This is a genomic window from Mesorhizobium sp. M0030 (assembly GCF_040323695.1).
In the GTDB taxonomy this organism is placed as follows: Bacteria; Pseudomonadota; Alphaproteobacteria; order Rhizobiales; family Rhizobiaceae; genus Mesorhizobium.
The window spans coordinates 17,280-41,394 of the sequence record NZ_JAMYVE010000010.1; the positions used below are offsets into that span (position 1 = coordinate 17,280).

A 24,115-nucleotide genomic window follows, 5' to 3' on the forward strand; every position below is an offset into this window, starting at 1 on the left:
GCGGCGGAGGTGCTGACACGGGCGAAATTCACACCCGCTCAACGACAAGCGCCCATCCGCTGTCCCGATGGACGGTGGATAGAGTTTTGGTGCCATGAGCCAAACCCACACATTACAACCGTCATCTATCCGCTTCCCGGTACAGCCGCGGCTCGTGCCGGCGGTCAAGGCGGCGCGTTATCTCCACCTGACGCTGCGGGAATTCATGGAATTGCTGCCCGCGTTGCAGGATCAAGGCTTTCCCAAGGCCTGCCCAATCACCGGCAACTACGACATGGTTGCGATCGACTCCTGGCTCGATCGACGCTCGGGTCTTGCAGGATCGGGATCCGGCGGGCAGTCTAGCATTGACATTGCAAGAGCGAGGCTGGCGACCCTTGGGTAAGATCAAGTTGAAGCACTACGTCATCCGTAAGGGCAGGTACGGCTACTGGCTGCCGACGCCGAAGATGGTCGAAGCTGGCTTCAGATGCATTTCCTGTGGAATCGACGGGCCTGAGGCTTGGACGATAGCCAGGGAGTGGGAAGACCGCTGGCAGGAACTCCGCAAGGGCAGGGAGCCGTCGCGCCTGCATGTATGGCCAAAGGATTCCATCGGAGACGCCTTTGCACGCTATCGCCGCATGGATGCATGGAAGCGCAAGCCACCGCGCACCCGCGAGGATTGGGAACGCGGCTGGACCTTCATCGAGCCGTACTTCGCCGACCTGCCGCCAGCCGACATCACCCTCGAGCTGCTCGACGACTGGTATGGCCGTCTGCTCCGGGTCAAAGGTGTCGACATCGCCTACCGTGCCGTAAAGACGTGGCGTTCGCTCTATAATGTCATGGCCGGCATGAAGCTATGCCCGCCCGGCTCCGACCCATCGCAGGCGATCCGCCGCCAGACGCCACCACCGCGCCACCAGACCTGGACGGCAGGCGAGGCGGTGCGCATGGTCAAGGGCGCCTGGCGCGCCGGCTACCGCGGACTGGCCTGCGTCATCGCCGTTGCGTGGGACACGAGCTTCTCACCCGTCGACGTGCGCACGCTCACACCGGCGCAGGCAATGCAGACAGCACAGGAATGGGGTTTTCTGATTGCACGCAGCAAGAGTGGCGAGGCGGCTTTCGGCACGCTGTCGTCACGCACGCAGCGCCTGGTGCTGGCCTATGTCGAATCACTAGGCGTCACCCTGCTTGACGATGCGCCGATCTTTCGCTCGCGCGGTTTCGCGCCGGGCCCGAAGGGCGGCCGGCCGCGCGCCGGCGTGCCTTACACCAAGGATTCTCTGGTCGACGACTTTGCCGATCTGCGCACGCTGGTGTTCGGGACATCAGAGAAGCGGCGGCTGATGGACATGCGGCGTTCCGGCGCGGTCGAGGCAAATGCCGGAGGCGCGTCGGTCGAGGCAATCTCGGCCAAGATGGGCAATTCGATCGACGGGAACAAGGCGCTGCAGAAGACCTATATGCCGGTCAATCTGGCCGCCGTCCGCTCAGCTGACGCCAGCCGCCGCAAGGGCAGAACGCTGCTTGGCCTGGAACGGAACGAATACAGAAAGTTGAAACTCTCCGGAGAATGAGAGTTGAAACTTTTCAAGGGGCGGTAGCTAACCCCTTGAAATTAATGGCGCGAGTGACGGGGCTCGAACCCGCGACCTCCGGCGTGACAGGCCGGCACTCTAACCAACTGAGCTACACCCGCGCATTGGACGAGCACGTGTCAGCCGTGTTCGTCGTTGGGGCGGTGGATAAGGGGTTCGCCACCGGGTGTCAAGCGCAGCTGGACAGCATAAACGCAAACAGGAGAAGGTTTTTTGACGGGCGGCACTTTGCCCGCGAAAACCACTGTGCGGCTAAGCTAGCAGCTGCTCATTTGGCCTTGCGAAGCCGGTTGCGACCGCTTAAAGGTCCGGCCGGAGCGGGCGATTAGCTCAGTTGGTAGAGCGCTTCGTTTACACCGAAGATGTCGGCGGTTCGAGCCCGTCATCGCCCACCATATCCCGGCCGACCATATCTCGAATGCCGGGCGCGGCCGCAATGAGCCGCACCCGCACTTCTTTCCCAGTGCAACCTATCGCTTGACGTAGCAGTTCTTCTTCACGCGGCGGATGGGATCCTCGCCAAAGGCGTCGACGCTGCATGTGACGCCGTTCCTGAATACGCCCTGGACGTACTGGCCACGCGCCCCGTATCTCACCAGTTTGCGGCCACGGAACTCGCAGAACCGCCCCTCCGAGGCGCAGGCCACCCATCTGCCGCCGCCCTGGCCGTAGTCGTCATCACCGTAATTGTCATCGTCGTTGTTGTCGCCATAGTCGTCACCGCCGCCGCGCCTCACGATATAGCAAGCCTTGTCGCGGCCGGGCGCCGGGTCGCCAAAGACGCGATTCGTACACGGCACGGCACGACGATCGATGAAGCGCGAAGTGGTCTGCCCGCGCGCGCCGTAGACCACTTCCGAGGGGTAGGGCAGGCGGCAGATTTCGCCTTCGTCGGCGCATCGCTGCATCCGCTGGGCGGATGCGGTGGCTGGAAAAAGAATAGAGACGGACGAGGCCAGGCCGACCAGGCAGATGAATGTAAACGTCATCCGGATCAAAGCATTGAAGGTTTTTGACACGATTTGTCTCCCGTTCGATTCGACCAGCATGGTACAGCAGCCTTGTTAAATACACGATGAACGAAAGCCCTCCGGGAAGGCAGGACAATGATGGATCATCCAGGGCGCCTGATGCTGCGGTTGCTGTTCGCATTGGCAATCGTCGGCACTGGACGCTTCGCCTATGCAGGGAATGCGGGCGACGGCGTCGACCAGCCGGCCGCCAAGGCTGCCTTGCTCAAGGCCTATCCCGGACTTTTCACCATCTCGGGCAATGTGCTGTCCTGGACCGACGGCACCACGATGATGTGGGACGACGGCAAGGCGCGCGACGCCGACGCGCTGCTTGAGAGCCCCGACATCGAAGACATGTTTCGCTACGTCTATCCCAGAGCAGCCGAGGGCGCGCTGGTCCCGGCGGAGGATTTCGATCCCGGCCGTATCCGCAATGAACCTTTCTTCGAGAAGCTCTACGGGGCAAGTGCCGCCGAGGTGGGCAAGCACATCGCCAACGTCAAATGGTTGCCGAAGCTCGGCAAGAAGACCGTGCAGGTCACCAGGATTTTCGGCATCAACGACCGGCTGGGCAAGGTCTCCGCTGCGCTTGAGGCGATGCCCGCGGAGCTGAGCCGTTACGGGCTCAAGCCCGGCGGCGGCTTTGTCTGGCGGCCGATCGCCGGCACCGACCGGTTGAGCGTTCACTCGTTCGGAGCGGCCTTCGATATCAATGTCGGCTTCTCCGACTATTGGTACAACAACAGGAACAAAACCAACCCGAAGGCCCACATTCCCTTCAAGAACCGGATTCCGCTGGAAATCGTGGAATTGTTCGAGAAAAACGGCTTCATCTGGGGCGGGCGCTGGTATCACTACGACACCATGCACTTCGAGTACCGGCCTGAGTTGCTGCTGTACAAGAAATCCGGCTGATCACGGCGGCAGCAGCCGGAAATCCTTGCCTTCGGGCAGCAACTGGCCGCCGTCGACGACGATGGTGGTGCCGGTGATGTAGCTGGCATCGTCGGAGGCGAGGAACAGGAAGGCGTTGGCGACGTCGCGCGGACTGCCGAGGCGTCCGAGCGGGATCGAATCCTCCATGTTCTTGATGTAGGCGGCGCCGCGATGCAGCTCGATCGCTTCGGTCAGGATGTTGCCGGGCTCGACGCCGTTGACGGTGATGCCGTAGCCCGAAAATTCCAGCGCCGCCGAGCGGATGAAGCCGTTGATGCCGGCCTTGCTGGCGGCATAGTGGCCGTGGCCGGGGCTGGTGACGTGCGGACCGGTGATCGACGAGGTGTAGAGCATGCGCCCGTAATGCTGCGCCTTCATCGGCGCCAGCGCTGCCAGCGTGGCGTTGAACGTGCCGCGCAGATTGACCGCCATCACCCGGTCCCAATCGTCCGGGCTGGTATTTTCGATGAGCTGCCAGGGATAGATGCCGGCATTCTGCACGACGATGTCGAGGCGGCCGTGGCGGCTCAGCGCCAGCGCAACCGCGGCTTCTGCGTCGGCAATTTGCGAAATGTCGGTGCGAATGAAATCCGCGCCGAGCTCGTCCGCGGTCGCCTGGCCGGCTTCGGCCTCGCTGTCGGCCAGGACCAGCCTTGCGCCTTCCTCGGCAAAGCGCAGCGCAATGCCCTTGCCGATGCCGCGCGCGCTGCCGACGATAAGCGCGACCTTGTCTTGCAGCCGTCCGGTCATGTGAGCTGTCCTGTCATGCGAGTCTTTGGCGAATGGTTTGCTTGAAGGCGTCGAGCAGCACGGCGGCGAGCACCAGCAGGCCATGGATCACCTGGGTGAAATTGGCCGGCAGGCCCATCAGGTTGATTGCCGTGTTGATGGAGGAGAGCAGCAGCACGCCGGCATAGACGCCGGGCAAGGTGCCGACACCGCCTTTCAGGCTGACGCCGCCGATGACGACGGCGGCAAAGGCGTTGAACAGCAGCCCGGTGCCGAGATTGGCGGTGGCGCCCGAGGTGCGGATGGCGAGCAGCCAGCCGGCGAGGCCGGCAATGGCGCCGGCCAGTACGAAGGCGATGATCAGATTGCGGTTGACGCGGATGCCGGCGCGGAAGGTCGCGGTCTCGTTGCCGCCGATCATCACGAGGTGGCGGCCGAACGGCGTCTTGGCCATGATCAGCGAGAACAGGACGAAACAGGCGACGGCGATCCAGGCGGTCAGCGGCAGGCCGGCCATTCGCTGGATGCCGAACCAGCGGATGGCCGGCGCCAGATCCTGTGCCGAGCGGCCGCCGGAAATCACCAGCACCAGGCCGCGCACCCAGATGTAGGACGCCAGCGTAATGATAAAGGCGCTCATCTTCACCTTGACCACGAGATAGCCGTTGAAGGCGCCGATGAGGCCGCCGACGGCCAGCGCAACCAGCAGCGAAACCGGAACCATCAGCCATTGCGGATTGAGCTGTATGCCCATGCCGATGCCCGACGAGCAGAACAGGATGCCGACCGCCATGGCGCTGAGTGCGGCCACCGATTCCACCGACAGGTCCATATGGCCGGCAATGATGACCAGCGACAGGCCGATCGACATCACGCCGAGCACGCTCGAGGCTTCGATGATGTTGGCGAAGATGCCGAGCTGGAAGTAGTTGGGGACGAAGACGGAAAAGACAACCAGCACAAAGATCAGCATGAACCAGACGAGGTTGTCGAGGACGAACTCCAGGGCTTTGCGGCTGCGCGGGTTCATGGGCTGATCCGGTTGGCGCCCCCGAGAAAATCAGGCTGAGAAATCAACTCGATTTCGTCGGGTTCAGGCGCGGGTTTAGGTTCGCCACGGCGTCCTGGGTCGCGGCGTCGTGAATGGGCAGGCTCCGGGCCGCAATGGCCCGGAGCGCTTCGCTAGGCGACTATTCGACAGACTTGATCGTGTCCGTCGGCGGCTTCTGGTTGCCCCAGAAGGCCGGATTGTCGACGTTTTCCTTGGTGATGGCGGCGCCCGGGATCTTGATGTTGGGGCCCCAGCTCTCCTTGGTCACGGTCGACTTCAAGCCGAGCACGTCATACTCGCCAGGCTTGATTTCCTGCTTGCCGGCGATCTTGTCCATGAACATGGCGACGGCCGCGGCCTGCGCATAGAGCGGTTGCTCGACTTCGACATTGAGCCAGCCCTTGCGGATCAGGTCGAGACCGACCGGAGCGCCGTTCGAGCTCATCAGCATGACGTCGCCCGGCTTCTTGCCGGCGGCCTCGAGCGAGGCGACGGCTGCGACCGACAGGTGCGCGGCATGGCTGAAGATCAGGTCGATGTCGGGGTTGGCGAGCATCTGGTCGGCAACGATCGTGCCGGCGTTGCTGGCTTCCCATTGCATGGCCGGCAGCGAGATGATCTTGACGTCAGGAAACGCCTTCAACTTCTCCTCGAAACCCTTCTGGATGTCGAGCGTGTAGGGATCGCCGGGATCGCCCAGCACCTGCAGAATCTTGCCCTTCACCGAGCCGTTCTTGGCGGTCAGAAGCTTTTGCGCCTGGTCGGCGGCGACGTAGCCGATCTCGACCGTGCCCGCGACCGACGTGAAGTCGGACGGGGTCGAGGTGATCTGGCGGTCGAACTCGACCACCGGGATGCCGGCCGCGCGGGCGGCTTCGATAGACGGCTTCAAGGCGTTGAAATCGACGGCGGCCAGGATGATCGCCGCCGGCTTCAGCGCGATGACGTCGTTCATCTGCGATTGCTGCGCGTCGGTCTTGTTGTCGGCGTTGAGTGTTTTCACCTCATAGCCGACCTGCTTGAGGAACAGCTCCAGCGCGCTCACCGAGCCGGTCTGGAATTCATCGAGCAGGGTCGGAACCATATAATAGACGATGCCCTTGGTCTGGGCCAATGCCGGCGTGAGCGAGGCAAGAGCCAGTGCCAGGATACCGAAGACAAGAACCAGTATTCGCTTCATGTCGTTCGCTCCTCTTTTATACCGGACCCCTCTTTTGTCCCTCAACTTGCCGGTCCGGCACCGGCAAGCGTCTCACCGGTGATCATGTTGATCACCGCATCGGGACTTGTTTTGTTGCGTGCGACATCGCCGGCCACGACGCCTTGCCGGATCACCACGATCCGGTCGGCGACCTGGAAGGCCTGTTGCATGATGTGGGTGATGATCACGACGCCGATGCCCTGGTTGGCCACCTGGCGGATCATCTCGAGGCCGCGCCTGGTCTGCTCGACGCCGAGTGCCGCGAACGGCTCGTCCAGCAGCACCAGCTTGCCGCCCCAGTGCACGAAGCGGTTGAGCTCGATGGCCTGGCGTTGGCCGCCCGAGAGATGCTCGACATTGGTGCGCAGCGACGGGATGCGGGTGCCGGCACTTGCCAGCGCCTTGCCGACCACGGCCTCCATGGCGCGCTCGTCGAGGATGGGGACACCGAGAACCTTGCGGGTGATTTCGCGGCCCATGAAGAAATTGGCGACGACGTCGACATTGGTGCAGAGCGACAGGTCCTGGTAGACGGTCTCGATGCCGGCAGCCTTGGCCTCGGCCGGCGTTTTCGCCAGGAATTCCTTGCCCTCGAACAGCATGCGGCCGGAACTGGGTTCGAGGCCGCCGGCGATGATCTTGACCAGCGTCGACTTGCCGGCGCCATTGTCGCCGAGCAGCGCCACGACTTCGCCCTTGCCGATCGAGAAGCTGATGCCTCTCAGCGCATGAATGGCGCCGTAATTCTTGGTGACGTTTTCGAGTACCAGCAGCGGTTCGGTCATGCCGCCACTCCCTTGCTGTGCATGAGGTCGGACCGGCGCTCGCGCTCGGCGATGAACATCTGGCCGAAGCGCGGCGACAGCACGCCCGAAACGGCTAATGCGGCAGCGCCGCGCAGCACCGAATGCTTGCCGCCGGTCGCCACCGTCACGCGCGGTGTCTTGCGGTCGCGCCGCGCCGAGACCGAATTGGGAAGCTGTCCCGCCGCGCCGACCAGCTTTTCGAGCAGGTCGGTGGGCGCAAGCCCGCCGAGGATGACGGTTTCCGGGTCGAACACATTCTCGATGGTGACGATGGCGTTGCGGAAGATCGGCGCGATCTCGGCCACCCAAGCGGCGTCGCTGATGTTGCGGCGGCGACGTGCTTCGAGCGAGAGATACCGTTCGAGGCAGCCGCTGTTACCGCATGGGCAAGGCTCGCCACCGGGAACGGCAGGGATGTGTCCGATTTCGCCGGCATTGCCCCAGGCGCCGCGCATCACCGCGCCGTCATGCACGATGACGCCGCCGAGGCCGACGCCGAAATAGAGGTAGTAGTATTCGGAATAACCGGAGCCGAGACCGTAAAGCCGTTCGCCCATGGCCGCCGCCGCCATGTCGGTTTCGAAGAAGGCCGGCAGCCCGGTCGACGCCGCCAGCCGTTCCGGCAGCGCGACATCCTTCCAGCCGGCCATGGTCGTCGGGCCGACGAAGCTCATCGACTCCACGCCGAACGGTCCAGGCAGCGCCATGCCGATGCCGAGCACGCGTCCGCCGGGCCGCAGCGCGGTCAGCTCGGGCACCATCGCGCCGATCAGCTCGAAGGCATGGTCGGGCGTCGCATGCGGCGCCTCGCGATGCATGCTCTCGATGACATCGCCGCTGAGATTGATGAGCGCCGCGTCGATCCCCAGCGGGGTGAGGTGGACGCCGACGGCATAGCCGCCCTCGGGGTTGATCCTGAGCGTCGCCGGCGGCAACCCGCGTCCGCGCGGCTCTTCGCGCAGCGACAGCACATAGCCATGCTCTTCGAGTTCGCGAACGATGGTCGATACGGTCTGGACGGTGAGGCCAACGCGGCCGGCAATGTCGCCGCGAGCTATGGGACCGTGAAGGCGGATGGACTCCAGCACGATGCGCCGGTTGTAAGGCCGCCCGAACTCCTGATTGGTTCCCCGCAGTGCCATGTCCCGCGCCCTTTAGGAAGGCTAAGACTTGCACAGGCAATTTATTCAGTCAAATGGAATTCAAAAATAATTCGGAATGGTTCCCAGACGCGGTGCAGGACCTGTCCCATGCGCCGCGCTGGCCGATTGCAGCCGGGCTGAAACCACCGCAATGGTGAATGACGTCAGGCGGGCGCGGGGCTCGCCCGACCAGTGATCCAGCAGGAAAACCGATGATCGAATTGCCTTTTGCGCGCGATGAGTACCAGCGGCGGCTCAAGAAGATCCGCGCCGAGATGGCGGCGCGTGGGCTGGAACTGCTGGTCGTCAACGATGTCGCCAACCAGCATTACATCACCGGCTATGACGGCTGGTCGTTCTACACGCCGCAGGTCGTGCTTGTCCCGATCGAAAACGAGGCCGAGCCGGTCTGGATCGGCCGCGCCATGGATGCGGCAGGCGGCTTGCTGACGGCCTGGATGAAGCCGGAGAATGTGGTCGGCTTCCCCGAGGACCACGTGCAGCGCGCCGATCGCCATCCGATGGACTGGATAGCGGCCTGCATCGTCGCCAAGGGCTGGGGCGCGAGACATATCGGCATCGAGCTCGAAGCTTATTATTTCTCGCCGAAGGCGCATGCCCGGCTGGTCGCTGGCCTGCCCAATGCGAAATGGCACGACGCCGATCTCCTGGTGAACTGGATCCGCGCCGTGAAATCCGCTCCGGAAATTGCCTACCTGCGCAAGGCGTCGACCTTGGCTGAAGCAGCTGTTGCGCGGGCTTTCGAAGTCATCGCGCCAGGTGTGCGCGAATGCGATGCGATTGCCGCGATCCAGGCGGCGCAGATCGCCGGCAGCCCGGACTTCGCCGGCGACATCACGGCACTGCCGCCGACCATCCTCGGCGGCGAGAATGCATCGGCTCCGCACATCATGTGGAGTGACCGGCGGTTCGGAAAGGACGAGACGATTGCGCTCGAACTTGCCGGCGTCTGCCGCCGCTATGCCGCAGGCCTCGCCCGAACGATGCAGCTCGGCAAGACGCCGGCCCGTGTCGCCGACACCGCAAAGGCGGTGATCGAAGGCATGGATGCGGTGCTCGACGCGGTCAGGCCCGGGACCACAGCCGAAGCGGTCGAGGCCGCATGGCGCAAGGTTATCCAGCGCTACGGGCTGAAGAAGGAATCGCGCATCGGCTACTCCATCGGCGTCGCTTATCCCCCGGATTGGGGCGAGCACACGATCAGCCTGCGGCCCGGCGACAAGACCGCGCTGCAACCCGGCAACGTCCTGCACTCCATTCTTGGCATGTGGATGGATGGCTGGGGCATCGAGATCAGCGAGACCATTCTGGTGACCGAGACCGGCCATGAGACGCTGACCAAATTCCCGCGAGACATCCATGTCAAATCCTGACCGGTCAGCCACGACGGACGCCACCGCGACCCGCCTGACGCATCTGCTCAATATTGGATCGTCCGGCGCTCGATCAGCACCACAAGACAAAACAGGACGATCGACAGGCCCGATGACAGCACGATCGCCGCGTAGAGGCGGTCCGACTGGTAGTTGAAGGACGCCTGGACGATCAGCGCGCCAAGTCCTTGGTCGGAGCCGATCCATTCGCCGACAATGGCGCCGATCACGGCGGTGGCCGAGGCAATCCTCAGCGATGAGAACAGCATCGGCAAAGCGCGCGGCAGCCGCAGGCTCCAGAACGTGACGCCGGAGCACGCGATGTCGGATTGCCAAACAACAGGATGGTACAACGGGTGAAGGAGGCGGGGGCGTGCAACCAGCCGCCTGGCTTGACCCTACAGATACTGCTCGACCTTCTTGCCGACGGTCAGGAAGCGCAGCGGGTCGATGGCCTCGCCATTGTGGCGGACTTCGTAGTGCAGGTGCGGGCCGGTCGAACGGCCGCTGCTGCCGGTTTTGCCAATGATGTCGCCGGCTGCGAGTTTTTGGCCGACGGCAACGTCGATCTCGCTCAGATGGCCGTAGCGCGTGGCAAAGCCGTTGCCGTGATCGACCTCGACCATGCGGCCATAGCCGCCGTTCCAGCCGGCCTTGGTAACGATTCCGGCCGCCGTGACCTTGGCTGCCATGCCGACCGGCGCGCGGAAATCCATGCCCGAGTGCAGGGCAGCGGTGCCGAGGATGGGGTCAGTGCGCACGCCGAACGGGCTGGTGACGGAGTGGCCCGGCGCCGGGTTGGCGAGCGGCAGCCGCCGCGCCTCTTTCTTCAACTGGTCGAGCGTATCCAGCGCCTCGTCCAGTTCCTTGACCTTGCTGTCGAACATCATCGAGCTGTCAAGCGGGATCAGCGGTCCGCCGACATCGCTTTCGTTTTTGCCGAAATCACTGTCGACCGGCAGACCGGCCGCTTCCAGCGCCTGGGTGATGGCATCGGCGTTCTTGTAGGCGTTGTCGGCCAGGGTTTCGATGCGGGTGAGTTGCTGGCTTTCGATAGCCTTCAGTGAATCATTGATCGAGACGAACAATTTGTCGGCACGGTCCGCAGCCGTTTCGCTGGGCAGCGGATCGGAACGTGTCGACCACAGCGAGAATGGCCTGGTGTCGCCCGAACCAAGGCTGGCGACCGAATAGGCGAGTGGCTCGCCGCCAGTCAGTTCGGCATGTTCGTCGGGTTTTGTTGTCGCTGCGGCATCAGCGGTTGGCGGCGTCCCGACCTCGTTTTCGGCCCGCTCGAGAATCGGGCCGAGGCGGCCATGGCGCTGGCTGAGCTGGCTCTGCCGCTCGATCAATTCGCTGACCTTGGTCTCCATCAGTTTCTGGTCGAGAAGCTGGCGGCTGGTGATGCGGTCGACCTGCGCGCGAAGCGCCGAGATGCGATCCTCATAGGCCTGCTGCATGCGCGCCTGCCGGGCCGTGGTGGCGCCGATCAGATCGTCGCGCAGCACGAGATAGGAGGTCGCCAAGAGATAGCCGATGGCGATCGCCGCCAGTGCCGAGCCGAGAAAGGCGACGAGCCACGGCCGGATGGTGAAATGTCGTATTTCATTGCCCCGCGCAATGATGACCGTATGCGGCTCCTTGCGCCTGCCGAAGACCGCTGACTGACCGGTTAGGTTCACGGGACCAAGCTTTCGTTACGACACCAACGAAGCCCGATTACACATTATTAGGGTTAACAAAGTTTTGCCGTTCGCGGGCGCGCTAGTGACCAACGGTGTCAGCCAACCGCATATATGTCTTATGCCCCTAATGCACTGCGCGGCGTTGGCCAGATCGGTGGCGCCTCAGAGCGCGCGGACCGCCTCCAGCACTGCTTCGGCATGGCCTTTCACCCGGACCTTGCGCCAGATCCCGGCGATCCGCCCGTCCTTGCCGATCAGGAACGTCGCCCGCTCGACGCCCATATAGTTGCGGCCATACATCGTCTTTTCGACCCACAGATTGTAAGCCTCGATCACCTTGCGCTCCTCGTCGGCAACCAGGTCGACGGTGAGATCGTATTTGGTTTTGAACTTGTCGTGCTTCTTCACGCTGTCCGGCGACAGGCCGATCACCACGGCGCCGGCCTTTTCGAACTCCGGCTTCAGCTGCGAAAAGCTGATCGCCTCATTGGTACAACTTGTGGTGTCGTCCTGCGGATAGAAATAAAGTACAACGGGCTTCCCCCGCATCGAGGCAAGGCTGATCGAGCCGCCGCCGTCGCGCGGAAGATCGAATTGCGGCGCAACGTCGCCAACGTCGAGATCAGCCATATCGATGCCCTTGTTTGAGGTTACGCGGCCCTAAATCAAAGAGATAGAGCATGATGTCTGGACAAACGGAAACCGTTTGTCCGAGAAAACCGCCTCACACTTTTCGGCATCATGCTCTAGCCTGCGTCGTTATAGTGTCGGGCGGGGATTCGTCCACGATCGAATTCGCACAACGGAAAATTGCGTGGATCAGGAAGAACCGCAGCACGAGAAAATCCGGTTCAGGCGTGACGAGATCACCGACCTGGGGGCTTTCCCGTCCGCTTGCCGCGTGCCGCCGCTCGGCAAGGCACGGATCGGCCGCGGCTTTCGCATCCTTGCCCGGCTGTTTGCCGGCATTGGAGCCCTTGTGCTGCTGGCGGCGGCCGCCGTCTACGTCATCGGCGCCACCGGCATCGGCAGCGAACGGCTGCGGTTGGAAGCCGAAACGGCGATCGAGAAACTGGCCGGTTTCGACGTCAAAGTCGCCGTCGGTCCTGCCAGCCTGACACTTGACGGATCGAGCTTCATTGCGCTGCAGGTCAAGGATGTCAGCGTCGAGACGGCCGACGGCAAGCCGATGGCCGATGCCGGGCGCGTCCGCTTCGGCATCCGGCTGGTCCCGCTGCTTTCGGGCGAGGTTCGGCTGACCAGCGCCAGGATTTCCGACGCCCATATCGTCACCGCGGCAATGCCGTCGGGTGGTGACTGGATAGCGCGCCTGCGCAATCAAGACGGTCTCATCGATCCGGAAAAACTGGCCGCCGTCGTCTTCAGTGACGTCAATCGTGCACTCGATGCCGTGCGCGAGGATTCGATGCGCCGCATCGATCTCAAAAATGTCGCGTTCGAGCTGCCCGAGGCCGGATCGGTCAAGCTGGTCACGATCGCCAACGCCACGGTGCTGCAGTCAGGCCCCGGCAGCATGGAGTTCTCGTCCGAGGCGGATGTCGATGGCCGCGCGCTCACCGTCACGGCCACCGCCACCCGCGATACGAGCTCGATGCGCGTTACCGCCTTGAACGCCGCCATCGACATGGCGGATGTCGCGGAGACAACGCCGGCGGCCGGCGGGCGAACCGGCGCGATGGCTTTGAAGCTCACGGGATCCGAAGGCTCGGGCGAGACCGATTCGCGGCTGACGGGCTCGCTGTCGCTAACCGGCTCGGTGCTCGACCTCGGCACACGCGGGCTGTTGCCGGCCGATGTCGATGTCGACGCCGCCCTTGTCTCCGGCTCCAACAAGATCGATGTCGGCAGGCTGGTTCTAAAGACCGGGCGCTCGGCGTTCAATTTCGCCGGCTCGATCGGGCCAAAGCCGTCGACCGGCGCGGCCGGCGAGGAGCCTTCCTATCGTTACGACCTGACCAGCGACGGCTCGACGCTGGCGCCTTCGGAATCGCCCGAGCCGGCGCTGAATTTCTTCGCCCGCATCGCCGGCGTCTATCAGATCAAGAGCCGCAAGCTTGTCGCCGACCAGATCGGCATCAGGTCGGGATCGGGGAGCGAAGTGCTGGGAACCGCTGCGGTTTCCTTCATCGACAACGGACCGCCGGGTATCTCGGTGTCGCTCAACGTCCACGACATGGCGGTCTCGCACGTCAAGCAATTGTGGCCCTGGTTCTCGGCCAAGAACGCGCGGCTGTGGGTGCTGCAGAACCTGTTTGGCGGCCGCGTCGTCGATGCCAGCCTGCAGTTCCAGGTCGTGCCGGGGCGTCTCGGCAACGGCGTGCCGCTTTCGGCCGACGAGGTGTTCGGCCGCTTCCAGGTCGAGGGCTCGCGTTTCGACACCGCCGGCCGCATCCCGCCGATACGCGATGCCGTCGGCGTCGTTTCCTTCCACGGCAACGATGTCGACGTCGCGCTGTCGTCGGGCAGCGTCTATATGCCGAGCGGCCGCACCGTGGCGGCAAGCAATGGCACACTGTCGGTAAAGGCGGCAAACCACCCGCCGGTGATCGGCGCGCTCGACATCGACGTCGCCGGCGAGGCGCCGGCCATCGCCGAACTTGCCTCCTACGAACCGATCAACGCCATGCGCCATGTCGGCATCTTGCCGGACGACCTGTCGGGCACGGTGACCGGCCACGTCAAGGCCGACATTCCGTTGCAATCCGGCGTCGACACGTCGAAGCTCGATTGGCTGGTATCGCTCGACTACAAGGACCTGTCGCTCGCCAAGCCGTTCGAAGGCCAGATGGTGACCGATGCCGACGGCTCGATCGAAGTCGGGCCCGGCAAGGCGGTGATCTCTGCCAAGGCGCGGCTGAACGGCATTCCAGCCGAGCTCGATCTGGTTGAGCCGCTCAGGGATGGCGGGCCGCCGCGCAGCCGCAAGGTGGCGCTTGTGCTCGACGACAAGACGCGCGCCATCGCCATGCCTGGCCTGTCGCCGCTGATTTCCGGCACCATCAAGGTGACAATCGACAAGAGCGGCGAAGGCGGCAGCCAGAACGTCGACGTTGACCTGACGAGCGCCAGGCTGGACATTCCCTGGGCAGGCTGGAGCAAGGGGCCGGGCATTGCCGCCAATGCCACTTTTACAATGAGCAAGTCCGGCGATACCACGACGCTGTCTGACTTCGACCTCGACGGAAAGAGCTTTTCGGTCGAAGGCGATGTCGTCCTGGTCAAGGGCGCGCTGTCTTCGGCCCGCTTCAGCAAAGTCGCCTTGAACCGGGGCGACGATGTCGCCGTGACGGTGAAGCGGTCGGGCAAGGGCTTCGCAGTCGATGTCAGCGGCAACGCGCTCGATGCCCGCTCGCTGATCAAGCAGTTCACCTCCGATGTCGATACCGCCACCAAAACCACCGGCACGGACGCGGTTTCGGTTAGCGCCGACGTCAATTCGCTAAGCGGGTTCCATGACGAGGTCCTGTCCAATTTGAAGCTCGACTACAGTGCCGCCGGCTCCAGGGTGAACAGGCTCAAGGTCAGCGCCGCGGCAAGTTCCGGCGCCGCCATCACCATCAGCAATACGGCAGGCAATGGTGCTCGCGCGCTCACCATGAAGTCGGCCGACGCAGGCGCCATATTGCGCTTCCTCAACATCTACGAGCATATGGAAGGCGGATCGATCACGCTGGCGCTCAGCGGCGCAGCCGACGGCCCGATGCGGGGACAGGTCGATTCGAGCAACTTCTTCATCGTCAATGAACCGAAGCTTGCGTCCATCGTATCGACTACGCCAGCCGGCGACAGCCGCAGCCTGAACGAAGCGGTCAAGGGCAAGATCGACACTTCGCGGGTAAAGTTCGAGCGCGGCTTTACCGAGATCGACAAGGGGTCGGGCTATTTGAAATTGGCGAATGGCGTGCTGCGCGGCCCGCGCATCGGCACCACCTTCCAAGGCACGCTCTACGACCAGAACAACAATATGGACATGACCGGAACCTTCATGCCGGCCTATGGCCTCAACCGCATCTTCGGCGAGTTGCCGTTGGTCGGCGTTCTGCTCGGCAACGGCCGCGACCGAGGCCTGATCGGCGTCACCTACCGGCTTAAGGGCAACGCCAACAAGCCGGTGCTGGACATCAACCCGCTATCGGTAATCGCGCCGGGCATTTTCCGGTCGATCTTCGAGTATCGCTGAGGATCCCAGAAGACGGCTCAGGCAGGCCGCACAAGCACGTGCTTTTTCTTGCCCACTGAAAGCTTTGCGACGTTTTCCGGACTCAAATCCTGAGGCGTCACCATCCGCCGGTCGTCCGCCACCGGCTGGTCGTTGAGGCGCACGGCGCCGCCCTGGATATGCCGGCGCGCCTCGCCGTTCGACCCGGCAAGGCCCGCGGTGACCAGCAGCGACAGGATGCCGATGCCAGCTTCCAGCGCTGCGCCATCCACCTCGACGCTCGGCAGGGTTTCGGCCGTCACGCCTTCCTCGAACGTCTTGCGCGCGGTTTCCTCGGCCGCGAGCGCCGCCTCGCGGCCGTGCACGATGGCCGTGGTTTCTGTGGCCAGCACCTTCTTGGCCTCGTTGATCTCCGAGCCGCCAAGGGCGGCCAACCGCGCGATCTCCGAAAGCGGCAGCCGGGTGAAGATCTTCAGGAAGCGCTCGACGTCGGCATCCTCGGTGTTGCGCCAGTATTGCCAGAAATCATAGGGCGAGAAGAGGTCGCCGTTCAGCCACACCGCGCCCTTGGCCGATTTGCCCATCTTGGCGCCCGACGATGTCGTCAGCAGCGGCGTGGTCAGCGCATAAAGCTGCGGCGTGCCCATGCGGTGGCCGAGATCGACGCCGTTGATGATGTTGCCCCACTGGTCCGAACCGCCCATCTGCAGCCGGCAGTCGTGGCGGCGGCTGAGCTCGACGAAATCATAGCCTTGCAGGATCATGTAGTTGAATTCGAGGAAGGACAGCGACTGTTCGCGCTCGAGCCGCAGCCTGACGCTGTCGAAGGTCAGCATCCGGTTGACCGAAAAGTGGCGGCCGACATCGCGCAGGAACTCGACATAGTTGAGCTTCATCAGCCAGTCGGCATTGTTGACCATGATGGCGTCATTGCCAGTGTCGCCGAAGCGCAGGATGCGGCCAAAAATTCGCTTGATGCCCTCGATGTTGGTGGCGATCGCCTCGGGCGTCAAAAGGCTGCGCTGGTCGTCGCGGAAGGACGGGTCGCCGATCATCGAGGTGCCGCCGCCCATCAGTGCGATCGGCCGGTGGCCGGTCTCCTGCATCCAGTAGAGCATGGTCGCCGATATCAGATTGCCGATGTGCAGGCTGGTCGCCGTGGCGTCGTAGCCGACATAGGCGGTCACGGTTTCCTTCGCGAAAAGTTGATCCAGCCCGGTCTCATCCGAAATCTGGTGGATGAAGCCGCGCTCGCTCATGACGCGCAGGAAATCGGACTTGAAGGCGGGCATTGTTTCTTCCTGAAAGCGCCGGGTCCGAACGGCCCGGCATGGCCTGAACGCGGGCGTTTAGCATCCAAGCGCGTCAAGCAAAAGTGGTTTCCGATTTTGCGCCGGCATGGACAGCCTATTCTGCACTGCCGCGCATGCTTGCTTCATCCTGTCGGCTGGCGTAATGAGGCGCCGCGCCAACGGGTTCGATCCGCTGGAACGGCACCGCACGGCATCCACCGAATGCCATATCTTGTGACAGAGCCCGACGCGATATGCCGGACGCATTGATATCCATCGTCATTCCCTGCCGCAACGAGGCGGCGAACCTGCCGCTGCTGATCGACGAGATCGAGGCCGCGATGACCGGGCGCGACTTCGAAATCATCGTTGTCAATGACGGTTCGACTGACGACACCGCTTCGGTGCTTGCCGCTGAAGCCGCCACACGTCCGTTTCCGCTTCGGCAGCTTCGGCACGAAAAATCCGCCGGCCAGTCGCTTTCGGTGCGCTCGGGCGCCTGGGCGGCGCGCGGCTCGATAATCGCCACCATCGACGGCGACGGCCAGAACGACCCGCAATATATCCCCGTGCTGGTCGATGCGCTGCGTCGGGCAGGGCCCGATTTCGGCGCCGCGCAGGGGCAGCGGTTGAAGCGCCGCGACAGCAAGATCAAGCAATTGGCATCGCGTTTCGCCAACTGGCTGCGCGGCGCGATCCTGCATGACGACACCCGCGACACTGGCTGCGGCTTAAAGGCGATCCACACCGATATCTTGCGCAAACTGCCGTTTTTCGACGGTACGCATCGTTTCGTTCCGGCGCTTGTCATCCAGGAAGGCTACCGCGTCGTCCATTGCGACGTCGTCGACCGCTCCCGCCGCCACGGCAAGTCGAATTACGGCATCTTCGATCGCGGCCTGCAGGGCGCGCTCGATCTCGCCGGCGTCTGGTGGCTTCGGCGCCGGCGCCGCAGAATGCCAAAGGTAGAGGAAATCACGCATGGCTAACGTGTTTCAGGAATTGGCGACCTGGCTGCACCAGGTTTTCGTCAAGCAGTTCGACGCCTGGGTTCTGCTCGGCTTCGTTGCCCAGTTCTTCTTCACCATGCGCTTCCTGGTGCAGTGGATCGCTTCGGAAAAGGCCAAGCGCAGCGTCGTGCCGATCGCTTTCTGGTTCTTCTCGCTGTTCGGCGGCGGGCTGCTGCTGGTCTACGCCATCCAGCGTGAGGATCCGGTGTTCATCGCCGGCCAGGCCATGGGCATGGTGATCTATGTCAGAAATTTATGGCTCATCGCCAATGAGCGCAAGGCGGCGATGACCAAGGTCGACTGAGCCACCAGTCCCGCCAAATCCAGTCTGTCCGGTGTCGAAATGAGCAGGAACTACATCTTTCTCTTCCTGTTCAGCCTGATGATGACGGCGTCGGGACTGGCCTCTTTGCCGCCGCTCGACCGCGACGAGCCGCGCTTCGTCCAGGCGACCAAGCAGATGACGGAGACCGGCGACTATGTCGACATCCGCTTCCAGGACGCGTCGCGCTACCAAAAGCCGATCGGCATCTACTGGCTGCAATCGGCGGCGGTGACGCTGAGCGGCGAGGGGGCACAGGCGCCGATCTGGATTTACCGGCTGATCTCGGCGCTGGGCATCGCCATCGCCGTCGTCGCAATCGCCTGGACCGGGGCCAATCTGTTCGGCGCCAATGCCGGTCTTGCCGCCGGCCTGGTCATGGCGGCGATTTTCGCCACCGCCTTCGAAGGCCGTGACGCCAAGACCGACGCGATGCTGCTTGCCTGCTGCGTTCTGGCGCAAGGCGCGCTGGCGCAGATTTATCTGGCATCGCGCCGCAACGAGCCTGTCGCCGGCCATCTGCCGTGGATTTTCTGGGCTGCGCAGGGCGCGGCTATCCTCATCAAGGGGCCGATTGCACCGCTGCTGTCGGCGCTGACGGTGCTCACGCTGGTTGCTTTCGAGCGCGACTGGCGCTGGCTGGCGAGGCTGAAAGCCGGGCGTGGGCTGATTCTGGTGCTGTTGATCGTGCTGCCTTGGCTCGCCCTCATCACCTGGAAGAGCAACGGCGCCTTCCTGCAGCAGGCCGTCGGCAAGGATATGCTCGGCAAGGTCGCGCAAGGCGAGGAGTCGCACGGCGTTCCGCCGGGCTTCTACGTGCTGACCTATTGCCTGTTCATGTGGCCGTTCGGCCTTGTGGCGCTCGGCGCCGGACTGCAGGCGCTCAACCGATTGCGCGACGATCCGCGCCTGCGTTTCTGCCTCGCCTGGTACGTTCCGTTCTGGCTCGTCTTCGAATTGATCCCGACGAAACTGCCGCATTATGTGCTGCCGGCCTATCCCGGCATGGCCCTGCTCATCGGCTGGCTTTTGACGCTGACGCCGCAAGAGGCAAATGCGCCGCTCAGGCGCTGGCAGACATGGCTGTGGTGGGCGACCGCATTCGGCACCGTTCTGGTGACAGTCGGTCTCGCCGTGCTTTGCGTCGGTGCGCCGATCTATCTCATGAAGACATTTTTATGGTGGAGCGTTCCGGCCGCCGCGGCAGCATTGGGCGCCGGCTACCTCGCTGTTTCGCGCCAGACGCTGGTGCCGCTGGTCCGCATCGGCGGGGCTGCGGTTTGCGCCGGTATAACCTACGCCCTGCTGTTCGGTGTCATCGTGCCGTCACTGAAACCGATTTGGATGAGCCGGGAAATCGAGGCTGCGGTTCGCGCCGATCGTCCCTGTGAGATGAGCGTGCTCGCCTCCGCGCAATATCACGAACCGAGCCTGGTATTTCTGGTGGGCACAAAGACGGTACTGACCGATGTCGACGGGGTTGCGCAACATCTGCTTGGCGATCCGGCCTGCGCGCTGGGCCTGGCGCCGGTCGGCGATGAAAAACGGCTGGATGACCTGCTGGCAGGGCAAGGCAAGAAGGCCAGCCGCGTCGCCGAGATCGACGGCATCAACTATTCGTCAGGTGATAAATTGTCGCTCGGCCTGTACCGTGTGGCGAACTGATAGCTCTTCAATGATCGCGCCGAGCTCCGCATGTTGATGAAGTCGCCATCGCCGGCGCGTGCCGCTTTGCCTGCCATGCTCCGGCAGTCTGTCGCTAATTTCCGCGATACTTTCGGGATTGTACGGCATCGCCTGGCGACGCGCCCGGCGCGCTACCCGAAAATCCTGTGGTCGGTCTGGGTTGTGGCCTGGCTTTTGCTGACGATCGCGGTGTCGCTCCGTTTCGACCATCTTGCAGGGACCATGGCGAGGGAGTGGGCTTCAGGCTCGACCAATGTCTTCCGCATCGCCGAGTTTTTTACCTTCTTCGGCCTAGGCGGCTGGTATCTTGTCCCGTCGGTATTGGTGCTGATTGCCGCGAATCTGACGGATTGGCGCAGCCTTTCCCGGCGCGCGCGGATGACCTTCTACAACTGGACCTGCTTTGCTTTCATGGTGCTGGGTTCGATCGCACTCTCGGCCATGGTCGTCAACGTGCTGAAATATGGCGTGGGCAGAGCCAGGCCGATGAATTTCGACAAGCTCGGCGATCTGTCGCTGCATCCTTTTTCCTTGGAGGCGCGCTTTGCCAGCTTCCCGTCCGGCCATGCCACGACCATGGGCGTCATTTTCGGCATTGCACTGCTGTTGTTGCCCCAGCGCAGATGGGTGCTGCTGGCAGCAACCTTGTCGGTCGCATCGACCCGGATCTTTATCGGCGCGCACTACCCGAGCGACACTGTCGCCGGATTCGGCCTTGGCTGTGCTGTTGCCATCGTCTGCGCGATGGTGCTTGGCCGGCTGGGATGTATCTTCCGCTACACGGCGTCGGGGTTGCCGGTGGCAAAAACTACGTTCCGCCTATTCCGTCGGGCTCGCAAACCAAACCAAAACGATGCGCCGAGACAAGACGAATTTCCGCATTGGAGCAGCGCCGGCAAGCAACTGAATTGCTGACGCCTTTGGAACCATCTAAGACCACCCCAGCTAGCTGTCGATGCCACCCCAGCTCCGCACCAGCCGAGCCATGTCAGGCGCGCCGGCGGCGTCCTTCTCCAGCCCTTCGGCGACACCGACGCGGTCGGCGACAGGCCGGTTCTGGCTGACTTTCCACTTGCCGCTGATTTCGGCGATCTCGATCTCAAGCCCGACAATGCCCTTGATTTGCGACTGGATGAAGGTCGGCGGCGCATCGGTCACCGCCCAGGGTGCCTCGCGGGCGCCTTCCTGCGACAGCGTCAGCTCGGTGATCTGCTGTGCGATCCAGGCGGAATCCTCGATCACTCTGACGGTTCCTCGCACCTGGACAATGGCGTAGTTCCAGGTCGGCACGACCTTGCCGGTCTCGCGCTTGGTCTCGTACCAGGACGGCGTCACATAGGCGTCGGCGCCCTGGAAGACGACCAGCACCGGCGATGTCGGATTGTCGGCCAGCTGACGCCATTGCGGGTTGGCCCTGGCCAGATGGGCGCGCAGCCGGCCATTCGGCCCAACCTCTGCATCAAGCAGGAAAGGAATGGCATTGGCGACCGGGCCATCGGTGCCGTTGGAGATCAGCAACCCCAGCGGATGCGTCCGGATCAGCCCGTGCAGGACGTCCGGCCGCGTTTCCTGGAAATGGGGAGGCTGGTACATGATCGGTCATGCCTTCTTGCGCTGGCTGAACCGGCATTGTGCACCGTTCAGCCGAGCCGCGCCACATGTCAGGCGGGCTTCACCGTTTGGATCAGCCGAAATGGCATTGTCGCGCCCGTCATGGGCACGACTGTGCACGGCATCTGACCGGGCGTTTTCGTTTTGACGCAATTCCGGACGGAAAACCCGTTTACACTTTTCCGGAATTGCTCTTAGCGCAGCCGCTTCGGCCGCGGATCGGACAATTCGCCGGCCAGCCGCCGGTCGAGATAGTCGGCGCATTCCTCGAGCAGCAGATCGGCGTCGTTGGCGAAGAAGTGGTTGGCGCCGGGCAAGGTCTTCTGCGTGATGGTGATGCCCTTTTGCGTGTGCAGCTTGTCGACCAGGCCCTGCACATCCTTGGGCGGCGCCACCTTGTCGGCATCGCCATGGATGATCAGACCCGATGACGGGCAGGGCGCCAGGAACGAGAAATCATAGGTGTTGGGCTGCGGCGCGATCGAGATGAAACCCTCGATCTCGGGCCGGCGCATCAGAAGCTGCATGCCGATCCAGGAGCCGAAGGAATAACCGGCCACCCAGCAGCTCTTGGAATCCGGATGCAGCGACTGCACCCAGTCGAGCGCTGCGGCGGCATCCGACAATTCGCCGGTGCCGTGGTCGAATTCGCCCTGGCTGCGGCCGATGCCGCGGAAGTTGAAGCGAAGCGTGGTGAAATCGCGCTTCTGGAACATGTAGAAGAGGTCATAGACGATCTTGTTGTTCATCGTGCCGCCGAATTGCGGATGCGGATGCAACACGATGGCAATCGGCGCGCTCTTCTCCTTGGAAGGCTGGTAGCGGCCCTCCAGGCGGCCGGCCGGACCGGTGAAAATGACCTCAGGCATGAAATACTCCAAATGGCATACGAATGCGCGGCGCCCGGAACAATTCTTACTCCAGCCCCAGCCCTTCCGGGCCTTGACGCAGGGCAAGCGTCTTCTTAGAAGCTAGTTTAGAATTGTTCAAAACTGGATAGCCAGCCGTGACGGCCCGGCCATCCTCGCCGCAAGCCGCGTAAATAGGACGTCTTGCCTTGCAATTTCAAGGAAATAACGCGCTATCCTTGCGGAAAGGGTCTTGACGGGATCGATTGGGTGAAAATGGCCGCAGCACGCGCCTATCTCGACTACAATGCCAGCGCGCCGCTCATTGCCGAGGCGCGCGAGGCGATGATTGCCGCGCTCGATCTCGTCGCCAATCCGTCGTCGGTGCATGCCGAGGGGCGCGCGGCGCGGCGCCTGATCGACACTGCCCGGGGCGATGTGGCAGCACTTGTCGGCGCCAAGGCCGAGCATGTTGTCTTCACCTCGGGCGCGACGGAAGCCGCATCAACGCTGCTGACGCCGGATTGGCGGATGGGCCGTGTCACGGTGCGCATGAGCCGGCTCTATGTCTGCGAGGCCGACCACCCTTGCCTGTTGAACGGCGGCCGCTTCCCGGCAACACAGGTTTCGCGGATCGGCGTCGACGCCGATGGCATTGCCGACCTCGCTCAGCTGACAGCCGCTCTGGCCGCGCATGACAAGGCCGAAGGCCTGCCGTTGGTCGCGATCCATGCCGCCAACAACGAGACCGGCGTCATCCAGCCGATCGAGGCAATCGCTGCAATCGTCAAGGCGGCGGGCGGCATTCTGGTGGTCGACGCGGTGCAGGCTGCGGGCCGCGTTCCCATCGACATGTCAGCGGCTTACGCCGACTATTTGATTCTGTCTTCGCACAAGATCGGCGGCCCCAAGGGCGTCGGTGCCATCGTTGCGGCAGCCGATCTGATGATGCCGAAGCCGCTGATCAATGGCGGCGGCCAGGAAAGGGGCCATCGCGGCGGCACCGAAAACTTGGCGGCCATCGCCGGCTTTGGCGCTGCGGCGCGGCAGGCTTTGGCCGGACTGAAAGACGTCGAAGCGATCGCGCAACGCCGCGGCGAGGTCGAGAAAACACTCAAAACGCTGGTGCCGGACGCAGAAATCTTCGGAACCGGCGCGCCAAGGCTTGCCAATACGACATTCTTCGCTATTCCCGGCATCAAGGCCGAGACGGCGCAGATCGCTTTCGATCTGGCTGGCGTTGCGCTGTCGGCGGGATCGGCCTGTTCGTCGGGCAAGGTCGGGCCGAGCCATGTGCTGATGGCCATGGGTCATGGTGACAGCCTCGGGGCTTTGCGCGTGTCCATCGGTCGCGCAACGAGCGCCGGGGACATCGAACTGTTTCGTACAGCGCTGGCCGAAATCGCCCAGCGCCGGGCGGGCAGGGAACAAGCCGCCTGAAGGCTACAAAGAATTCAGGCCTCGCGGCCTGGTAGAGCCGTGCGTTTGCAACTGGCCGGGTGAATTCCCGGCCGAGACGCACTATATGAAACTTACGCCGCCTTCGGCGCCTCATGGGCAGCCCTCGGCGATGCCATAGTTTGAAAACTGTCGGGCCTTGACCCCGGCGTGGATGGAGAACGC

At 63.3% G+C, this 24,115-nt stretch carries 21 protein-coding genes, 2 tRNA genes and 1 pseudogene; 11 read left to right on the forward strand and 13 right to left on the reverse strand.

What is annotated here, in order from left to right:
- The first annotated feature begins 94 nt into the window (after positions 1 to 94).
- Positions 95 to 385 carry a hypothetical protein gene (locus NKJ80_RS19895; protein WP_023690232.1) on the forward strand — a complete coding sequence of 97 codons (291 nt, stop codon included), beginning with the start codon at positions 95 to 97 and terminating at the stop codon, positions 383 to 385.
- On the forward strand, positions 378 to 1,565 hold the full coding sequence (locus NKJ80_RS19900; protein ID WP_050587499.1) for a site-specific integrase: 1,188 nt from the start codon (positions 378 to 380) through the stop codon (positions 1,563 to 1,565). Before NKJ80_RS19895 ends, NKJ80_RS19900 begins: the two co-directional genes overlap by 8 nt.
- A 45-nt stretch (positions 1,566 to 1,610) precedes the next feature.
- Here the strand turns inward: NKJ80_RS19900 and NKJ80_RS19905 are convergent.
- A tRNA-Asp gene (locus NKJ80_RS19905) sits at positions 1,611 to 1,687 on the reverse strand.
- A gap of 218 nt (positions 1,688 to 1,905) precedes the next feature.
- Here NKJ80_RS19905 and NKJ80_RS19910 point away from each other — a divergent pair.
- Positions 1,906 to 1,981 (forward strand) — tRNA-Val (locus NKJ80_RS19910).
- A 75-nt stretch (positions 1,982 to 2,056) separates the two neighbouring features.
- Here the strand turns inward: NKJ80_RS19910 and NKJ80_RS19915 are convergent.
- Positions 2,057 to 2,635 carry a hypothetical protein gene (locus NKJ80_RS19915; protein WP_245260457.1) on the reverse strand — a complete coding sequence of 193 codons (579 nt, stop codon included), beginning with the start codon at positions 2,633 to 2,635 and terminating at the stop codon, positions 2,057 to 2,059.
- Positions 2,636 to 2,692: 57 nt separating this feature from the next.
- Here NKJ80_RS19915 and NKJ80_RS19920 point away from each other — a divergent pair, with 57 nt between their 5' ends.
- Complete coding sequence (locus NKJ80_RS19920; RefSeq protein ID WP_156941057.1) at positions 2,693 to 3,514, forward strand: M15 family metallopeptidase; 822 nt, start codon at positions 2,693 to 2,695, stop codon at positions 3,512 to 3,514.
- On the opposite strand, the gene NKJ80_RS19925 is transcribed toward NKJ80_RS19920, so the two are convergent.
- From NKJ80_RS19925 to NKJ80_RS19945, 5 genes are all read right to left on the reverse strand, one after another.
- Positions 3,515 to 4,285, reverse strand: coding sequence for an SDR family oxidoreductase (locus tag NKJ80_RS19925; RefSeq protein WP_023806457.1), 771 nt, complete (start codon positions 4,283 to 4,285; stop codon positions 3,515 to 3,517).
- A gap of 13 nt (positions 4,286 to 4,298) precedes the next feature.
- Complete coding sequence (locus NKJ80_RS19930; RefSeq protein WP_023690226.1) at positions 4,299 to 5,294, reverse strand: ABC transporter permease; 996 nt, start codon at positions 5,292 to 5,294, stop codon at positions 4,299 to 4,301.
- Between the two features lie 160 nt (positions 5,295 to 5,454).
- On the reverse strand, positions 5,455 to 6,495 hold the full coding sequence (locus NKJ80_RS19935; protein ID WP_352498171.1) for a sugar ABC transporter substrate-binding protein: 1,041 nt from the start codon (positions 6,493 to 6,495) through the stop codon (positions 5,455 to 5,457).
- A 41-nt stretch (positions 6,496 to 6,536) separates the two neighbouring features.
- A complete protein-coding gene (locus NKJ80_RS19940; protein WP_352498172.1) occupies positions 6,537 to 7,301 on the reverse strand; it encodes an ATP-binding cassette domain-containing protein in 765 nt (254 codons plus the stop codon).
- Positions 7,298 to 8,464: an ROK family transcriptional regulator gene (locus tag NKJ80_RS19945; RefSeq protein WP_023694099.1), complete on the reverse strand. Its 1,167-nt coding sequence runs from the start codon at positions 8,462 to 8,464 to the stop codon at positions 7,298 to 7,300. Before NKJ80_RS19945 ends, NKJ80_RS19940 begins: the two co-directional genes overlap by 4 nt.
- A gap of 212 nt (positions 8,465 to 8,676) precedes the next feature.
- Between NKJ80_RS19945 and NKJ80_RS19950 the strand changes: the two genes are divergently transcribed.
- Positions 8,677 to 9,858 (forward strand): M24 family metallopeptidase, encoded by a 1,182-nt coding sequence (locus tag NKJ80_RS19950; RefSeq protein ID WP_023748552.1) that lies wholly within the window; start codon positions 8,677 to 8,679, stop codon positions 9,856 to 9,858.
- Between the two features lie 47 nt (positions 9,859 to 9,905).
- Here NKJ80_RS19950 and NKJ80_RS19955 read toward each other — a convergent pair.
- From NKJ80_RS19955 to NKJ80_RS19965, 3 genes and pseudogenes are all read right to left on the reverse strand, one after another.
- Positions 9,906 to 10,163: pseudogene (locus NKJ80_RS19955) on the reverse strand (ABC transporter permease); the annotation flags it as partial.
- A gap of 93 nt (positions 10,164 to 10,256) precedes the next feature.
- Positions 10,257 to 11,540 carry a M23 family metallopeptidase gene (locus NKJ80_RS19960; protein ID WP_023690221.1) on the reverse strand — a complete coding sequence of 428 codons (1,284 nt, stop codon included), beginning with the start codon at positions 11,538 to 11,540 and terminating at the stop codon, positions 10,257 to 10,259.
- A gap of 165 nt (positions 11,541 to 11,705) precedes the next feature.
- Positions 11,706 to 12,173 (reverse strand): peroxiredoxin, encoded by a 468-nt coding sequence (locus tag NKJ80_RS19965; protein ID WP_023706427.1) that lies wholly within the window; start codon positions 12,171 to 12,173, stop codon positions 11,706 to 11,708.
- Positions 12,174 to 12,357: 184 nt separating this feature from the next.
- On the opposite strand from NKJ80_RS19965, the gene NKJ80_RS19970 reads away from it, so the two are divergent.
- Entirely contained in the window at positions 12,358 to 15,744 is a 3,387-nt protein-coding gene (locus NKJ80_RS19970) for a YhdP family protein (RefSeq protein ID WP_352498173.1), read from the forward strand.
- A 17-nt stretch (positions 15,745 to 15,761) separates the two neighbouring features.
- On the opposite strand, the gene tyrS is transcribed toward NKJ80_RS19970, so the two are convergent.
- A complete protein-coding gene (tyrS, locus tag NKJ80_RS19975; RefSeq protein WP_023669134.1) occupies positions 15,762 to 17,015 on the reverse strand; it encodes a tyrosine--tRNA ligase in 1,254 nt (417 codons plus the stop codon).
- 254 nt (positions 17,016 to 17,269) lie between these two features.
- Here tyrS and NKJ80_RS19980 point away from each other — a divergent pair, with 254 nt between their 5' ends.
- From NKJ80_RS19980 to NKJ80_RS19995, 4 genes are read left to right on the forward strand one after another with little or no spacing between them, the layout of a single operon-like run.
- Positions 17,270 to 18,004, forward strand: a complete 735-nt coding sequence (locus NKJ80_RS19980; protein WP_023694104.1) for a glycosyltransferase family 2 protein — start codon at positions 17,270 to 17,272, stop codon at positions 18,002 to 18,004.
- Positions 17,997 to 18,329 carry a lipid-A-disaccharide synthase N-terminal domain-containing protein gene (locus NKJ80_RS19985; RefSeq protein ID WP_023669132.1) on the forward strand — a complete coding sequence of 111 codons (333 nt, stop codon included), beginning with the start codon at positions 17,997 to 17,999 and terminating at the stop codon, positions 18,327 to 18,329. The genes NKJ80_RS19980 and NKJ80_RS19985 overlap by 8 nt, the downstream gene beginning before the upstream one ends.
- A 39-nt stretch (positions 18,330 to 18,368) precedes the next feature.
- Entirely contained in the window at positions 18,369 to 20,012 is a 1,644-nt protein-coding gene (locus tag NKJ80_RS19990; RefSeq protein WP_023819423.1) for an ArnT family glycosyltransferase, read from the forward strand.
- Between the two features lie 30 nt (positions 20,013 to 20,042).
- Entirely contained in the window at positions 20,043 to 20,948 is a 906-nt protein-coding gene (locus NKJ80_RS19995) for a phosphatase PAP2 family protein (RefSeq protein ID WP_023826176.1), read from the forward strand.
- Between the two features lie 30 nt (positions 20,949 to 20,978).
- Here the strand turns inward: NKJ80_RS19995 and NKJ80_RS20000 are convergent, their stop codons facing one another.
- A complete protein-coding gene (locus NKJ80_RS20000; RefSeq protein ID WP_023700865.1) occupies positions 20,979 to 21,626 on the reverse strand; it encodes an FMN-binding negative transcriptional regulator in 648 nt (215 codons plus the stop codon).
- Positions 21,627 to 21,838: 212 nt separating this feature from the next.
- On the reverse strand, positions 21,839 to 22,513 hold the full coding sequence (locus NKJ80_RS20005) for an alpha/beta hydrolase (RefSeq protein ID WP_023669128.1): 675 nt from the start codon (positions 22,511 to 22,513) through the stop codon (positions 21,839 to 21,841).
- A gap of 255 nt (positions 22,514 to 22,768) precedes the next feature.
- Here NKJ80_RS20005 and NKJ80_RS20010 point away from each other — a divergent pair, with 255 nt between their 5' ends.
- Positions 22,769 to 23,932 carry a cysteine desulfurase family protein gene (locus NKJ80_RS20010; protein WP_352498174.1) on the forward strand — a complete coding sequence of 388 codons (1,164 nt, stop codon included), beginning with the start codon at positions 22,769 to 22,771 and terminating at the stop codon, positions 23,930 to 23,932.
- Positions 23,933 to 24,115 lie beyond the last annotated feature (183 nt).

What these genes read in the sequence shown, in the direction of transcription:
- tyrS (WP_023669134.1), bottom strand. Translation starts at nt 17,015, where the DNA reads ATGCCCGCCTTCAAGTCCGATTTCCTGCGCGTCATGAGCGAGCGCGGC.
- NKJ80_RS19895 (WP_023690232.1), top strand. Translation starts at nt 95, where the DNA reads ATGAGCCAAACCCACACATTACAACCGTCATCTATCCGCTTCCCGGTA.
- NKJ80_RS20010 (WP_352498174.1), top strand. Translation starts at nt 22,769, where the DNA reads ATGGCCGCAGCACGCGCCTATCTCGACTACAATGCCAGCGCGCCGCTC.
- NKJ80_RS19935 (WP_352498171.1), bottom strand. Translation starts at nt 6,495, where the DNA reads ATGAAGCGAATACTGGTTCTTGTCTTCGGTATCCTGGCACTGGCTCTT.
- NKJ80_RS19915 (WP_245260457.1), bottom strand. Translation starts at nt 2,635, where the DNA reads ATGCTGGTCGAATCGAACGGGAGACAAATCGTGTCAAAAACCTTCAAT.
- NKJ80_RS20005 (WP_023669128.1), bottom strand. Translation starts at nt 22,513, where the DNA reads ATGCCTGAGGTCATTTTCACCGGTCCGGCCGGCCGCCTGGAGGGCCGC.
- NKJ80_RS19930 (WP_023690226.1), bottom strand. Translation starts at nt 5,294, where the DNA reads ATGAACCCGCGCAGCCGCAAAGCCCTGGAGTTCGTCCTCGACAACCTC.
- NKJ80_RS19990 (WP_023819423.1), top strand. Translation starts at nt 18,369, where the DNA reads ATGAGCAGGAACTACATCTTTCTCTTCCTGTTCAGCCTGATGATGACG.
- NKJ80_RS19965 (WP_023706427.1), bottom strand. Translation starts at nt 12,173, where the DNA reads ATGGCTGATCTCGACGTTGGCGACGTTGCGCCGCAATTCGATCTTCCG.
- NKJ80_RS19985 (WP_023669132.1), top strand. Translation starts at nt 17,997, where the DNA reads ATGGCTAACGTGTTTCAGGAATTGGCGACCTGGCTGCACCAGGTTTTC.
- NKJ80_RS19945 (WP_023694099.1), bottom strand. Translation starts at nt 8,464, where the DNA reads ATGGCACTGCGGGGAACCAATCAGGAGTTCGGGCGGCCTTACAACCGG.
- NKJ80_RS19940 (WP_352498172.1), bottom strand. Translation starts at nt 7,301, where the DNA reads ATGACCGAACCGCTGCTGGTACTCGAAAACGTCACCAAGAATTACGGC.
- NKJ80_RS19980 (WP_023694104.1), top strand. Translation starts at nt 17,270, where the DNA reads ATGCCGGACGCATTGATATCCATCGTCATTCCCTGCCGCAACGAGGCG.
- NKJ80_RS19920 (WP_156941057.1), top strand. Translation starts at nt 2,693, where the DNA reads ATGATGGATCATCCAGGGCGCCTGATGCTGCGGTTGCTGTTCGCATTG.
- NKJ80_RS19995 (WP_023826176.1), top strand. Translation starts at nt 20,043, where the DNA reads ATGTTGATGAAGTCGCCATCGCCGGCGCGTGCCGCTTTGCCTGCCATG.
- NKJ80_RS20000 (WP_023700865.1), bottom strand. Translation starts at nt 21,626, where the DNA reads ATGTACCAGCCTCCCCATTTCCAGGAAACGCGGCCGGACGTCCTGCAC.
- NKJ80_RS19925 (WP_023806457.1), bottom strand. Translation starts at nt 4,285, where the DNA reads ATGACCGGACGGCTGCAAGACAAGGTCGCGCTTATCGTCGGCAGCGCG.
- NKJ80_RS19950 (WP_023748552.1), top strand. Translation starts at nt 8,677, where the DNA reads ATGATCGAATTGCCTTTTGCGCGCGATGAGTACCAGCGGCGGCTCAAG.